We start from the raw sequence: 14,584 nt of genomic DNA, 5'->3' as shown, positions 1-14,584 counted from the left end.
GGGGATTATCTGCTAACTGCAAGATCGTTCAAGTCTTCTTAAACGATCGGCATTAATACCGATTACCCTGCGTTGTAGTGGATTTTGAAGTGCTAACAATGCCTTAAGTTTTCTTTCAGGCAAAAGAAAGGCTCGCGTGACTAGTGCGAGCCTTATGCAGTTTAGGGGGTAAACCACAATCTGATATTAATTTGGGTAATTATTTAACTTATGAGCCAGTATGCACCTGTGCGCATTGATGTACTATTTTTATATGATTCATCGCGATAAATCAATCGATAAAAGTTAGAGTTTGGTCAATTTAAACCATACAGATTGAAATGATTTAGCGATCTACATCTCGAAAATCATCATAAAACCCATAAAAATCAGATCTATAGGCTTCTCATTTGCCAATAGCCTTCACCATTGGTCGAGAGTTGGCAGTGTAAATAATCAAGCGTATCTGCGACTATTCCTGAAATGCCTTGTGGTGGATTGAATAACAACAAACCACTGCCGATTAGGCGATCATCCCCTTTCGGGTCTCGAAGGCGAAGCTCCGACTTAATTGGACTTGGCAGCAAACCATCTTTCACTGCAGTAACACAGTGATTCAGAATCAGTGAGCTCTTGTCATCCGTGTAAAGCGGGTACCAAATCAGTGCAGATACCTTTTCTGATTGTTGATACGCTTTAACCAAGGCATCAATCACTGCGAGATATTCAGAATCGGTTTCATAGGGAGGATCGATAACAATCAGGTGATGATTATCGTGTTTTGCTACATCATCAGGCAGCGCTTTGAGCCCATCACCTGCAGTAATAGTGAGCTTGCTTGAAACATCAAGGTCACGTTGTAACGTCTCAATATTAGTTTGCAGTAAATCAGCTTCATCTTGCTGAATGTCTGAAAAATAGAAACTATCTTGGCTGCGGCCTTGTTGGTAAGTGATGGCTGCTGAGCCCGGATAGAGAGAGATAAGTTGATTCGGATTGTAGTATTCCAGCACCGACATAAAAGAAGCGAATGCTGGAGGAAGATAAGCTTTGTTTCGCCACAAGTACCCGACCCCTTCAGCGAACTCACCCGCGTGATTGCTTGGCGCTGTGGTGAGGTCATAACACCCTGTGCCTGAATGCGTGTCGATAACATTGAGGCGAGAGTGTTGCTGCATTAATGATTGAACCAGTGCACTCAATACTGGATGCTTGAGTGCATCACCGTGGTCGCCTACATGACATTGATGTCGATATTCCATTACCTTGCCTCATTTCTACTGACGTCATATAAACATACTTCATATAATGAGGGCTTGCCTGCTCAATCCATTGTTTTTTGAAATAGCCTCTCTTTTAACTAACTGACTGACTCTTATAAAAAATAAAGCCCTTCGTCTTGCTACAAACGAAAGGCTTTGCTGAACTCACTCGTTAGTCAATGAGGACTAAGGCTGAGCGCTATCTAATTAGAAAACTTAAGCAATCAGGAAACTAAGGATACTCACCCTCAACTTCGATTACTGGTTTCACCTGATAGTGACAAGGCTGCAATCCAAGTAATTTAGGTAGGGTGATGCCTACTGAAATGGAGGACCACGTACCGCTGACAATACCCACAACGAGTGCAATAGCGAAACCTTGCAGTGCCGCGCCACCCAGTAGCCAAAGCGCAGAGACGGTAATTAGAGTTGTTCCTGAAGTCACCATGGTGCGTGAGAAGGTCGCTTTAACTGATTCGTTAAGCAGGTTGTCAGTATCACCGTTTGGATTGCCGCGCAGCATTTCACGAACACGGTCAGCAATGATGATCGAGTCATTCAATGAGTAACCCAAAATCGCCAACACGGCCGCTAATACAGTCAGGTTGAACTCAAACTGAGTAAAGGCGAACAAACCTAAAATAAGCGTCACGTCGTAAATGATTGCAGCAAGAGCACCAAGTGCCAAACGCCATTCAAAACGTACACTCAGGTACAGCATAATCATTAGGAAACACACCAATACCGCCAAGCCACCTTGGTCAACCATGTCTTGACCCACTTGAGGGCCAACCACGCTGCTGTTAAGCACTTTTACTTGGTCGCTCACAGAAGACAAAGCATCAACTAAGTTTGGCTGTGGAGCGTCTGTCAGTTGGCTGTAACGAATTGTCCAGCGATCCTGTTCTGCCATACCAACCACTTGAACGTCTTGTTGAAAAGCAGTGTCGAGCTTGGTTTTTAACGCATCTTTGGTTACTTGATCAGAGAGTTGAACCTCGGCAACCACACCGCCAGTAAAGTCCAAACCCCAGTTAAAACCTTTCACTGCCACCAGCATCACAGAGCTCATGAACAGCACAATAGAAATCACAGACATCACCTTACGAAGGCGAGTCATGTTTTTATCTGAAATATAGCGGTCTGAAATAGTCATTTTTGAAGTACTCATGCTTAAATCCTTACGTCGTGGCGTTGGTCACGCCCCCAAACCAAATTGATGATCGCTCGTGAAGCAAAAATGCCTGTGAACATACTGGTTAGAAGACCTAAGCCCAGTGTCAGAGCGAAGCCCTGAATCGGTCCATTACCAATGGTATATAGAGCCACAGCAACGATCATGGTGGTGACGTTAGCATCGAAAATTGACGAGAATGCGCTATCGAAACCACGGTCGATAGAGCTAGCAAAGCTGCGCCCTTCTTTCATCTTGTCTCGAATACGCTCGAAGATAAGCACATTGGTATCTACCGCCATACCGACGGTCAGTACTAAACCCGCAATACCCGGCAGAGTTAATACCGCACCCGGTAGCAGCGCAATCAAACCAAACAATGTGGTCATGTTAACCACCAATGCGCAGTTCGCGACCCAACCAAGACGGCGGTACCATAGCGCCATAAACGTTAGCGTAAGGCCAAGGCCAAGTGCCAAAGCAGCAAAGCCGTTAGTTACGTTTTCAGCACCCAAAGATGGGCCAATAGTACGTTCTTCAATGATGGTCACTGGCGCAGTCAATGAACCCGCACGCAGCAGTAACGCAAGCTCTTGCGCTTCAGCCAAGCTGCCAGCACCAGTAATTCTGAAACGACTACCCAGTTGAGACTGGATGTTTGCCACACTGATCACTTCACTGTCTTGCTTGCTGTTGCCCGCTCTATCACGACTGTATTCGCTGTACACGGTTGCCATTGGCTTACCGATGTTATGGCGTGAAAACTCAGACATTTTCTTACCACCAGAAGAATCTAGGGTAATGTTTACTTCTGCGCTGCCCATCTCACCAATGCCACTACGAGCATCGATAATGTGTTCACCGCTCAGTACTGCTTTGCGAGCGACAACGACACGGTTACCATCTGTATCTTTTAGCGTTTGAGTATTACGAGTTGCATTGTCGTAAACAGAGTAAAACGCCAAAGATGCGGTTGCACCAATCACGTCTTTTGCTGCTGCAGGGTCTTGAACACCTGGCAATTCAATACGAATACGGCTTTCACCTTGGCGTTGAATCGATGCTTCTGTGATGCCTAATTCTTCAATACGGCTGCGCATGATTTGCAGGTTTTGTTGAACGGTTAGGTTGCGTAGCGTTCTTTGCTCTTCTTCAGACTGAGTTAACGTCAGTGACTTATCTGAACGATCACGTAGCCAATGTGGGGACTCTTCACGAATCAGCTTTTGTGCTTTTTCGAAATCGGCGTCGGTACGGAAATCAAACTGAACTTGGTTGTTGACCACTTTACCACGTGCATAACGCACCTGACTGGTCACCTCATCGACCATCGCTTGCGCTTGTGCGTGGTAAACCGATTCCATGTCCACTTCTAATAAGAACTGCACACCACCACGTAAATCAAGACCTAACTGAATCGGTGCAAAGCCCATGTCAGTCAGCCATTTAGGTGCTGCTGGCTCCATAGCAAGCGCAACCGTCGCGTTGTCGAGGAAGCGCTCATTAAGCACTTCTTTGGCTTTCGCTTGTTGCTCAGCGTCTTCTAAGATCACCACTAAACGTTTGTCTTTTTGAAAGGCTGATTTGGCTTGGATACCTTCGCTCGCAAGGTATTGAGTAATTTGAGTGGCGTCGATCGTCTGCTCAGAGCGGTTACTGATTTGAACCGAGGCGTCTTCGCCAAACCAAGAAGGTAGAGCGCTTAGAATCATGATGATGATGGTGGCAATAAGCACCACGTATTTCCACTTTGAGTAGTGGTTAATTTGTTTTCTTGGAATGCGTTTTTTCACAGTCAAGATCTCTTCTTTTTACCAATCACCGTAAACACGTGCTCAAAAATAGCACCGGAAAAAAGCAGTGATCGAGCGTTTTAACCAGCTAGGATGGCCAGTTATTTACTGCGATTGGTATAACTAATGTTTTGCGAACACGAACGACAACTAGTCACAACCAAAACAAGCTGATTGAGTAACAGTGAGGCTAATAATTGTGTGTCGCTATATTGGGTTAATTGGCGAGTTCAACGAGCGCGAGGCGACCATCGATACGACCAATTTAAGGTCAAACGATTAGCTAAGAAGTTCTCGAAAATGCGAGTATTGAATGTTGCCCTCTTTCCACCCAGAAAGCCGGGAGGACGGAGAACTCACAATGCTGGTCCAATGCAGCTTGGAATCCAACAACGGCGTATTGAAGAGCAGAGAAGCCAGTATTGAAGGGGGAGAAAAGTCGATCAGTAGATGATAAGCAGGCTCAAGATCGGCCACGCTTTCTTGCTCGTTGCTGAGCATACGTCTGAAGTTTGCAGCCTGGAGGCTCGACTCGGTGTCATGATAGTTGGAACTGTCATCTAATGACGTGGTGCCAAACGGAGCCTTATCGCACTCTAAATAGGCCGACGGATTATCCGTAGTGGCTTGTTTACACTGTTTTATCGAGGAAGATTGTTCATTCTGCGAAGATTGCTCTTGAGCCGACTGAATTTGGAATGGCTTAGAAGGAAACGAATAGCCGTTAGAGTTCACTAAGCCAAAGCTCAGTAAAAACAACATTAAGACTAATCGGGTACCTAGTTTAAGCAATTAACAATAATCCTGAATAGTAAACACTGCGACAATATATAACAGCTATGAAAGTTACAATTGATTTAGAAACACAACCGAACACATTTGACACTACGCTGACAATTGCTGACCTCCTAGCGCTGTATTCACGCATACAAAGTCGTCAAAAAACAAAAAGCCAAGCAATGAATGCTTGGCTTTAATGGGGTATTTGTCGAAGCACTTTTGGCTATCGTTTTCACGCTCTACTTTAGGCTTTAGGCTTTAGGCTTTAGGCTTTAGGCTTTAGGACGCATGATGTTCTTAACCTTACGGCTGTTCTCACCAAAAATACGCTGTATTAGATCATTCATATCTTCAGTGGATATCGATCTCGCCACGCGCTCAACTTGAGACAAGGCTTCGATATCGTAACCATGAAGTAGATAACGAGACACATACCACGCTTGGTCAATAGAGCTCATCTCGAGAGGCGTGAAGTCAGCTTCAAACTGTTTCACAACCGCGTGCATTTCCTCTTCAGAAACGCCTTGTAGAAGGTCTGCAATCACTTTATCAATCGCCACTTCCACTTTATCAACATTCTCTGGCGCTATCATCGCACCGACAACCCACTCGTTACTCAACTCACTGTCTGCTGACGCTGAGAATGTATAAGGCGAGTAATCTAAGCTCAAATCTTCACGAATATAGGTATCTAAGCGAGTCGCTAACAAACGTTCCAGTATGCTTTCCATGAAGATATCTTTTGACGTAACAACTTTTTCAACCGTGGTTACAGTACTAGGTTCAGCAATGACTCTTAAGACGTACTCCGCGCTATTCACGTTGTTGATGGCTAAATCAATGCGTGGTTCTGATGGTTGCTTGTAAGCCACCTTAAAGTCAGGGACTAGAGCTTTTTCTAATGGAATAGAAGCCAAATATTGCTGAACCAAAGGCTTCAATACGCTTGGATCAATATCACCAACGATCACCAATTGGTTATGCCTCATTTGACCAAACAGTTGCTGATGAATGTGGCTGATATCTTCCACAGAAACCACTTCAACACGGTCTTTATTAACAAAGAGGTGACGGCTTTCTTGACGATAAATATTTTGGTTTATTGCACGTTCAAACTGGCCAACAGGGCTGCTCAAGAACGATTCTTGACCTTGTACAAACTCCTGCTTCACAGCTTCTAGCTGCTCGGGACTTATTTTAGGCGCGGTTATGAAAGTATAAAGCGCAGCAAACGTATCTTTTAGCCCATCTTTTTTGATATTAAATTCAACACCATGACGAGTATTGCCTATAAAAGAATCGGCTTGAATATTTTCACGGTCAAGGTACGCTTGAAGTTCAGAACCGGTCAAATCACCCACACCACTTCGAGCAAAAGTAGGCAATGCAACCTCAACCGCTGGGTATAAGCTTGGCTCCAAAGCAGCCTTTCCCCCCAAACTCATGTACATCACGCCAACATCATCATTCGCCAGTGAGTCACGTAAGTACCACATATCAATGCCATTACTTAACGTCCATTTTTGAATGTATGGGTCGACAGATACTTGTTCAACCAACACAACATCGCCTTGCGAACTCGGTACCGCAAAAGCACTGCCCGCCGCAGCAACCAACGGCGCGGTGCCCGTTTCTCTATTAGTACCTATTTCGCTATAAGTAGCTTTCAAGCTATCTAACGAGTTATTGATTGCGGCTCTATTTTCAGCCTTATTCATGCCAATGATCATGAAATAATCACCAGAAAGTATGCTTTTTATGTTGTCATTAATCACTTCAAGACTGACGTTGGAAATGAAAGTTTCCATACTTGCCTGAAAATCTTTCTGTGATTGAACGATTCGCCCCGTCACTAAGGCACTTGCCTTATTGTTCGCGTGATCGACACCGTCCTCTTTATCCCAATCATGCTCAATATTATCGAGCAAGTTTTGGTAGTAGTGCTGTTCACCGACGATCTCCGCTTGCGACACACCGTAATCCCGCAATGATGCCAACGTCGAGAGCATCTTTTGCTGAGTCACTTCACGACTTCCAACAGGGAATCCAATACTGGTTGATGAGTAAAGCAGAGCACCCATTTCAAGACTGTCTGACGCTATCCATTGAGTCGGCAAAGCCGCATCATTAAATACCGCCTCAAGTCGTTGCTGAATCAATAACTGGGAGGTTTCATCCAACCAACGTTGGTGCTGTTGATCGTGAGTTTCAATGATGTTTGAACCTCGGTTAAACGTCAGTGAAATACTTGGGGCTTCTCTCTTCGTATACTCAACATAGTCACCTTCGTTGAAAGTGGTGACTGTCTGTTTCACTGGTTTAGGCGTTTCACCACGCTGCCAACTAGAAAACTTCGCTTCAATTAATGGGATCACGGTTTCGATATCCACATCACCTGAAACAACAAGCTCTACGATTTGTGGTTGATACCAAGTCTGGTAAAAGTTGTTTAGGGTTTGAGAAGTGGCATTTACAACCGATTCTTTAGTTCCCAATGCGTCTTGAGATTGATACGGTCCACCTTCAATAAAGTGGTCATAAAACACTTCAGGGAATGACTTATCATCAAGGCGAGCCATACGAAACTCCCCAAGAACCACACCTTTTTCTTTTTCAACTTCTGAACTGGCGAGATCCAATCCATCACCGATGTCTCGCATCCACGTTAGGGCAGACTGTAATTGGACGTTATCGGGTAAATCTAGCTGATATACCGTCTCTTCATAAGAGGTGTAGGCATTAATATCAGCCCCAAAACTAGCACCTGCATCTTCAAATAGGCGAATCACATCGTTTTGCGAGAAGTTCTTACTGCCATTAAATGCCATGTGTTCGACAAAATGCGCATAACCTTCTTGTTGACGAGTTTCTTGAATAGAGCCTGCATGTACGACTAAGCGAACAGAAACTGGCGCTTCATGATCAGGATAAACATGGTAGGTAAAGCCATTCTCTAGTTGGCCTGAAGTCCAAGCCGGGTCCGGTTGGATGAAGGTGTCAGTCGTTTTTGATGTTGAACTACAGCCAACCAGGGTAAGGCATACTGCCGTCGCTAAATAATATGTTTTCATAACAACCTCTTAATGTCATTCATCGACAATATACAGCTTGAGTTAATGATTATTATTTAATACCGAACTGAATGAGTATCTTTGTGATCTGGATCTTTATTTTATAAATCATACTCAGTTATATAAGGCGCGAATTGCGATCATTTAAAAGTCAGTAACGAGTTTAAAGACTAACCCTAACCCAAATAAAAAAGCCAAATGACTTAGCATTTGGCTTAGATTCGACATCATATATTCAGGGTGAAAGCGACTTTTCTGAAAAGTCACTTTACTCAATCAGCTTAACTTTGTGGCCTTAACAAGTTCTTCAACTGGTAGCTGTTATCTCCAAAAATTTCTTTAGCATACTCAGTCATATCTTTACTAGAAATTGAATCTGTCGTTCCTTGTAAGTCAAACAGTGCCTCAACACCATAGTCATGAATTAAGTAACGTGAAATAAACCAAGCTTGTTGAGTAGGCTTATATTGAAGTGGCGTGAGGTCAGCCACTAGCTGTTTAGCTGCCGTTCGAGTCTCTTCTTCAGAGATCCCTTTGACAGCTTCAGCAATAATTTTATCGATCGCCTGTTCAACCTGATCTAAGTTTTCAGGGGCTGTTAAGGAGCCCACCAACCAGTCGTAACTTGGCTCACTGTCTTGAGCGACCGAATACACGTAAGGTGCATAATCCAAGCCTAACTCTTCACGAACATAAGCAGTTAGGCGACTCGACAATACGCGCTGCAGCATATCATCCATAAACACATCTTTTGCTGTTTTATCCCGAGCTTGCTGGGAAATTACACGCAACAAGTACTGACTGCTGTCTTCATTGTTGATCGATACATCTATTCGCTCTTCTGAATCCGTTTTATAAGCCACCTCATAATTAGGAGATTCAATCACTTCTAGTGGCAATGAAGCAACATATTGGCGTACGAGGGGCTTAATTTCAGATGGCTTAATATCAGCAACGATGACAAGCGTATTGTCTCTTAACTTCTGAAAGAGTTGATGCTGTATATCAAGTATATCTTGAGGTGTAACAGCTTCAACATCTTCACTTTCCAACATGATATGACGACTACTATCTTGATAGCTGTTGCGATTCACCATCTGGGTAAACTGTCCCAATGGGGTTTCTAGGTAGGCAGTACGACCTTGCGTGAATTCAGACTTCACTGCCTCAAGCTGATCGCTGTCGATTTTAGGTTCGGTCACAATGGTATACAGTGCAGCCAAGCCTTCTGCGAGCGTCTTCTTCTTAGTGTTTATTTCCAACCCGTGATGAGTGAAGTTAATGAAGGGGTAAATTTGGATGTCTTTACGTTTCAAATGGGAATTTAATTCCGAGCCACTGAATTTACCAACGCCACTGCGATTCGAAGCTGGAATGGCCACCTCTAGCGCAGGAAATAAAGAAGGATCTAGGGCTGACTTACCACCTTCACTGGCATAATAAACGCCAACATTATTACCCACCTCAGGGTTTCGTAAATACCAAACCTCGATACCATTGCTCAATGTCCATTGCTGTAAGTTAGGATCCTCACTCACCTGAATTTGTTTCACAATGTCGCCTTGAGATTCTGGCACGCTAAACGCAGAACTTGCGGTAACGAGCAGTGGTTTGTTACCCGTCTTTTTATAGGCTTTTCTGACATCTTTTAGCTCATTCTCCATGGCTTGAAGATCTTCCTTAGAAGATAAACCTAACCCCAAAATGTAAGGGCTAGAAAGCAAATCATCTAAGTTATCATTCACGGCCTCGAGATCCGTATTCGCAAGAAACGTTTTCAAACTCGACTTATAATCAAGCTGTGATTGAACGGGTTGGTTAATCACCAATGCTGTCGATTTACCATCAGCATGAGCCACAGCATCCATTTGATCCCAGTTTAGTTGAATATCGTCAAGGTTCGCTTGGTATTGCTGAAGCACACTCGCCAACTCATATTCACTTACGCCATAATCACGCAAAGAGGCGAGAGTAGAAACAAACTGCTGCTGACTTTGCTCTCGGCTACCAACAGGAAAACTGACCGTAGTAATCGAATACCTTTGGTACTCTAATAAGTAGGGTGTTGAAAAAACCCACTGCACAGGTAACGCAGCGTCAACAAAGTCAGAATTCAACCTTTGTTGGATAAGTTGTTGAGCAATATCATCTAACCAAAGCTGATGTTGTTGCTCATGGCTCTGTGTCACTCTTTCCCCACGATCAATGACTATCCCGATGCTCGGTGGCTCGACAGCAGATCCATACGCCACAAAATCTTGAGTATTGTAATCCACTGACGTGTTCTTCACGGGAACCGGTGTTGTGCCTCTTTGCCAATCAGAGAAAGTGTCTTCAATCAAAGGGATCACTTCTGCCAGTGTGATATCACCAGAGACAATCACTTCGGTTAACTGAGGTTGATACCAGGTTTGGTAATAGTTCTTTAATTCTTGAACATTCGCTTTAGAAACGGATTCTTTATTGCCAATAGGATCGTTACTTTGGTAAGTCGTCCCTTCAACCAGATGATCGTAGAACTTAAACGAGAGAGGTTTATCTTCAACTCGCGTGTATCGAAACTCTCCAAGTATCACACCTTTCTCTTTTTCGATTTCAGCTTCGGACAGCAATAAACCATCGCCAATGTCTCTAAACCAAGCCAGCGCTTTATCTAAATTCTTATTGTCAGGTAGATCTAATTTATAGAGGGTTTCTTGGTAAGAGGTGTAAGCATTTAAGTCTGCACCAAAACTGGCACCAGATTGCTCAAATAGCTCAACCACCTCATTTCCTGAAAAGTTCTTGCTGCCATTGAACGCCATATGCTCAACAAAGTGGGCGTACCCTTTCTGTTGTTCGCTCTCTTGCAAAGATCCGGCATGCACTAGTAAGCGTACCGAGACCGGTTGTTCTTGGTCAGGGTAGACATGGTAGGTTAATCCGTTATCTAACTCTCCTTTGACCCAGTATGGATCGGATTTCAATAACGTTTGTTGTTGAGGAGTAGAGCTGCAACCTAGCAATGTGGAGCTCAATACGACGACTAAATAGTATGCTTTCATAACGATCTCTTTGAAGGGCTTTCCTCCAATATATCCGATCGCAATAGCATAATAATTTTATATAAATTCAGTCATTTAAATTTTGAGAGACAATCTAAACATGCATGAAACTGTCAACTTTATAAATTACACAAGCTGATAGTCATAGGTTGTAGATCGGGGTATCAGGTCCTCTTAAATTCGCTTCATCTCCAAGCTTATGATTCGATTCCTTTAAACTAATTTATTGGATTCCTTTAAACAAGTTTCTCACATCCCTTTAAAAAGAGCTTGGGAAGCACGGCTGATCGGTAACTTTTCTCCAGAAACATACGCCGACATCTGACCTGAGAGCCCTTTCTTTACCTTATCAATGGCCGACACTTTCACCACCACCGAACGATGGATCTGCCAGAACTCATCCGGGTTAAGCTGGGCGATCAGCTCTTTTAGAGACACGCGAAGAATAAACTCCTCTAGAGAGCCGCCTTGGCTTTTTTTGAATATCGAGACGTACTTGTCTTCCGCTTTGAAGTAAGCCACATCATCGACAGCGATTAAGTGAATGTCTTCTCCGACACTGGCTTTAAGCCATGTTAGATATTGAACTTGCTGTGATGTTGATTGAGATAATAGCTGAAGCTGACTCATTAACGCCGTAATATCGGGCTGTTCTGGCGTAATACCTGATTGTGTTTGATTGCTCGACAGACGCGCTTGCACCTTCTGACATGTCGCTAGTAAACGCTCTTCATTGATAGGCTTAAGCAGGTAATCCATCGCATTGTGCTCAAAAGCTTTGACCGCGTATTCGTCATAAGCCGTGATAAACACAATCAATGGCGGTGAAGCTAGCTTCTTGAGTTGTTTCACCAGCGAGATGCCATCTAGCTCAGGCATACGAATATCGAGAAAAGCCACGTCGGGCTTAAGCTGCTGAATACTCTGCATCGCCTCCAAACCATTTTGTGCCTTGCTGACGATCTCTAGCTCCGGCCAAACCTCAGCCAAACTCTTGTCTAGGTGGTGCCTTAACAGTGCTTCATCGTCTGCGATAATCGCCGTTACGATCGGCTGTACTGCTGGGTTGTTCATGGTTAGTCCTTTAAATTCACACTGTAAATCGTCTATTTTTCGTCACTGTTCTGTGCTTTCTGGTCTGTAATTCTAGGCGGCTGCATCAGTCAACGGTAACAAGATCGTTGAGACTACCCCACCTTCAGCGTGTTCAGTAATCGTTAGGCTCGCCTTATCACCATACAGGGTTTCGATTCTTTGACGAATATTGCTTAACCCAACACCGTGACCCGTATTCGCAGAAGGCGTTTTCAACCCAGCGCCATTATCAGCCACTTCAATTTTTAGCTGCTGGGATTGTTGAGTAATACGAATATTCACTTGGCCACCAGCGGCTTTGGGTTCAATACCGTGTGTGAGTGCATTCTCGACCAAAGGTTGAATCAAGAACGGTGGAATCACCTGCAATTCACTAATCTCGTGTGTTTCAATCGAGAACGTTAAGCGCTCCCCCAAGCGTATCTTTTGGATATTAAGATAAGCGTCTAACAAGTCGACCTCTTGTGCGATGGTCGATTGCTCGTTGCGGCTGTTTTTCAAAGTCACACGCAATAAGTCAGTCAGTTTTTCGAGCATCAACTTGGCTTTCGCGCTGTCACTCTCAATCAACACATTGATGGTCGCAAGTGTGTTGAACAAGAAGTGCGGTTCAATTTGGCTCTGTAGTTGTTTAAGCTGACTGAGCACCACCACCTTTTCTTGATCGGCCTGACGACGCTTGGCCACTTCCAATTCGTTATCGGCACGTAACTGCTGCTCTCGGGTATAGAAATAGTAATAGCAAACCGAACAGAAGATCACACCGAGCAACACCACAGATTTAAGATCCGAGATATTGGCCCCGAAATATCCGTTCAACCAATAGTGCGCGTTCAAGGTACCAAAGGTCATCGCGAACACCATTGAGATTCCCACTTCAAGCGTTCGTGATGTTCTCTTAAACAATTTCACCAAGATGAAAGAAGAACCCACGGCGCTGTAACCAAAGCCAAAACTGATTGCCAGGTTAACCGTTAATCCGCCGCCCCAAATCGTATGGGTTGTAATCGCAATAAGAACACAAAATAACGTGGTGAACGCGAAACTCTTAATCCATGAAAATCGACTGTTTGAAGAAGTGTCCATTAAAATCGTCCTTTGATATTTAAGAGAATCATATGACTATCGGGTAAGCTGGCGTAAGCAGAATCACTTTTGCCGCCTAGAAAGCGTGCAGCAAGTTCCAAATCCAACGATGAATTACCATTATCTAGAGCCTGATAATTGAGCCACTGAGTCGCAATAAAACCGCCATCTTGTGGAGATAACATCACGTCGAATGTTGGCGTGATATCTTCAAGCCAGCCATGTGTCGAATCCAGAGACCAATGAAACATGATGTTGTGCTGAACCAAATTGGCGTGTTGATAACCTTGAGCATAAGACCCTGCTAGTGATGCTGTCATCGGATTAACAGACAAAAACTCTGCACTTTCTATTGCACTTTGCCATTCAGAATTGCTCCAAGCGCGGCTATCAAACCAATATTCCAAGACCACATTGTGACCCGTGCCATTGGCCCATGTTAGTCCTGCTAACGCTTGATAAGCCTCGCCCTGCTCTTCGAGATAAACCTGTTTAAGCATTGAATTAGGCTGACTGTAGCCAAGGCTTTGTCGTTGATAGACAACAGAGCCATGAAACTCCCAAGCGAGATTGAGCACGGACACTAAACTCGCCCCAAGCAAGCCGTGACGTACATCGTCATAATAAGCGACCCATTGATATTCGTGATCGCCCACCAGGTTATAACGACGCAGCCCAAAGCCTTGTTGTTGGTTCTGCTTTTCGAATTCATTTACGTCTTGAGAAGTCCATGACGAATCGCTGTAAAGCAGTGTCCATTCTCCCGTCATATCGAACAGTGACGCCGAGGCCACACCCGCGCCCTCTTCTGCGACAATGCCCACTGGATTTTGTCGATAAGGCTTGATGATGTCTAACGGTCGATAACCATAACCCACGCCCCAATCAAGGCGAACCTTGCCAAGCGTGACATCGAGGTAATGGTCGCCGATTAATGAATTCGACAGCTCGACACCACCTTGCCAGAACAACTCACGCACAATAAATTCCGATTCAAAGCTCGTCTCTTGTTCTTGAGGGCCGTTGCTCACAATATCATTGGCTTTGACTGCGAACAGGCCAAGCCAATTGCCGTAACCAACCTCTAGATCCAGCAAGCCATTTAAAGACTGACGATTATCAGATGGTAAGGGGCTAAATGGCGACTCACGCGATTCAATCGCTTCTGCACTGAGTTGCCAATCCCACGCCAAGCTCAGATCGTCCGCTTGAATCGGGTGACTCACACAAGACAAGGCAAGCAAAGTAGCGATTGAAGACTTAATGTGGAATCGGCGATTGGAAGCTTTCATGACGCTCA

General features: G+C 44.3%; 9 protein-coding genes. All 9 read right to left on the bottom strand.

Going from position 1 to position 14,584, the window contains the following annotated elements; genetic code table 11:
* Positions 1-374 precede the first annotated feature (374 nt).
* The 9 genes from rlmJ to AB6E08_RS16495 all read right to left on the bottom strand — a co-directional run bounded on the left by rlmJ (position 375) and on the right by AB6E08_RS16495 (position 14,576).
* Positions 375-1,241: a 23S rRNA (adenine(2030)-N(6))-methyltransferase RlmJ gene (rlmJ, locus tag AB6E08_RS16535; protein ID WP_012601255.1), complete on the bottom strand. Its 867-nt coding sequence runs from the start codon at positions 1,239-1,241 to the stop codon at positions 375-377.
* Positions 1,242-1,473: 232 nt separating this feature from the next.
* Positions 1,474-2,412 (bottom strand): protein translocase subunit SecF, encoded by a 939-nt coding sequence (gene secF, locus AB6E08_RS16530; RefSeq protein ID WP_017102207.1) that lies wholly within the window; start codon positions 2,410-2,412, stop codon positions 1,474-1,476.
* Between the two features lie 2 nt (positions 2,413-2,414).
* Positions 2,415-4,214: a protein translocase subunit SecD gene (gene secD, locus AB6E08_RS16525; RefSeq protein ID WP_372063986.1), complete on the bottom strand. Its 1,800-nt coding sequence runs from the start codon at positions 4,212-4,214 to the stop codon at positions 2,415-2,417.
* 273 nt (positions 4,215-4,487) lie between these two features.
* Positions 4,488-4,970 carry a hypothetical protein gene (locus AB6E08_RS16520; RefSeq protein ID WP_032500567.1) on the bottom strand — a complete coding sequence of 161 codons (483 nt, stop codon included), beginning with the start codon at positions 4,968-4,970 and terminating at the stop codon, positions 4,488-4,490.
* Between the two features lie 290 nt (positions 4,971-5,260).
* Positions 5,261-8,059, bottom strand: a complete 2,799-nt coding sequence (locus AB6E08_RS16515; protein WP_017102209.1) for an insulinase family protein — start codon at positions 8,057-8,059, stop codon at positions 5,261-5,263.
* A 281-nt stretch (positions 8,060-8,340) separates the two neighbouring features.
* On the bottom strand, positions 8,341-11,103 hold the full coding sequence (locus AB6E08_RS16510) for a M16 family metallopeptidase (protein ID WP_371707532.1): 2,763 nt from the start codon (positions 11,101-11,103) through the stop codon (positions 8,341-8,343).
* Positions 11,104-11,352: 249 nt separating this feature from the next.
* Positions 11,353-12,177, bottom strand: coding sequence for a LytTR family DNA-binding domain-containing protein (locus AB6E08_RS16505; RefSeq protein ID WP_017102211.1), 825 nt, complete (start codon positions 12,175-12,177; stop codon positions 11,353-11,355).
* Between the two features lie 72 nt (positions 12,178-12,249).
* Positions 12,250-13,284, bottom strand: a complete 1,035-nt coding sequence (locus AB6E08_RS16500; protein ID WP_017102212.1) for a sensor histidine kinase — start codon at positions 13,282-13,284, stop codon at positions 12,250-12,252.
* Entirely contained in the window at positions 13,284-14,576 is a 1,293-nt protein-coding gene (locus AB6E08_RS16495; RefSeq protein ID WP_372063989.1) for a hypothetical protein, read from the bottom strand. Before AB6E08_RS16495 ends, AB6E08_RS16500 begins: the two co-directional genes overlap by 1 nt.
* Positions 14,577-14,584: the final 8 nt, after the last annotated feature.

Origin of the sequence: Vibrio sp. 10N.247.310.24 (genome assembly GCF_041467175.1) — a bacterium.
GTDB classification, from domain to species: Bacteria; Pseudomonadota; Gammaproteobacteria; order Enterobacterales; family Vibrionaceae; genus Vibrio; species Vibrio tasmaniensis_A.
This window is presented reverse-complemented; position numbering and strand designations above follow the sequence as displayed.

Excerpts from the sequence above, each read along its gene's own strand:
- rlmJ (WP_012601255.1), bottom strand. The coding sequence starts at position 1,241 with ATGGAATATCGACATCAATGTCATGTAGGCGACCACGGTGATGCACTC.
- secF (WP_017102207.1), bottom strand. The coding sequence starts at position 2,412 with ATGAGTACTTCAAAAATGACTATTTCAGACCGCTATATTTCAGATAAA.
- AB6E08_RS16520 (WP_032500567.1), bottom strand. The coding sequence starts at position 4,970 with ATGTTGTTTTTACTGAGCTTTGGCTTAGTGAACTCTAACGGCTATTCG.
- AB6E08_RS16515 (WP_017102209.1), bottom strand. The coding sequence starts at position 8,059 with ATGAAAACATATTATTTAGCGACGGCAGTATGCCTTACCCTGGTTGGC.
- AB6E08_RS16510 (WP_371707532.1), bottom strand. The coding sequence starts at position 11,103 with ATGAAAGCATACTATTTAGTCGTCGTATTGAGCTCCACATTGCTAGGT.
- AB6E08_RS16505 (WP_017102211.1), bottom strand. The coding sequence starts at position 12,177 with ATGAACAACCCAGCAGTACAGCCGATCGTAACGGCGATTATCGCAGAC.
- AB6E08_RS16500 (WP_017102212.1), bottom strand. The coding sequence starts at position 13,284 with ATGGACACTTCTTCAAACAGTCGATTTTCATGGATTAAGAGTTTCGCG.
- AB6E08_RS16495 (WP_372063989.1), bottom strand. The coding sequence starts at position 14,576 with ATGAAAGCTTCCAATCGCCGATTCCACATTAAGTCTTCAATCGCTACT.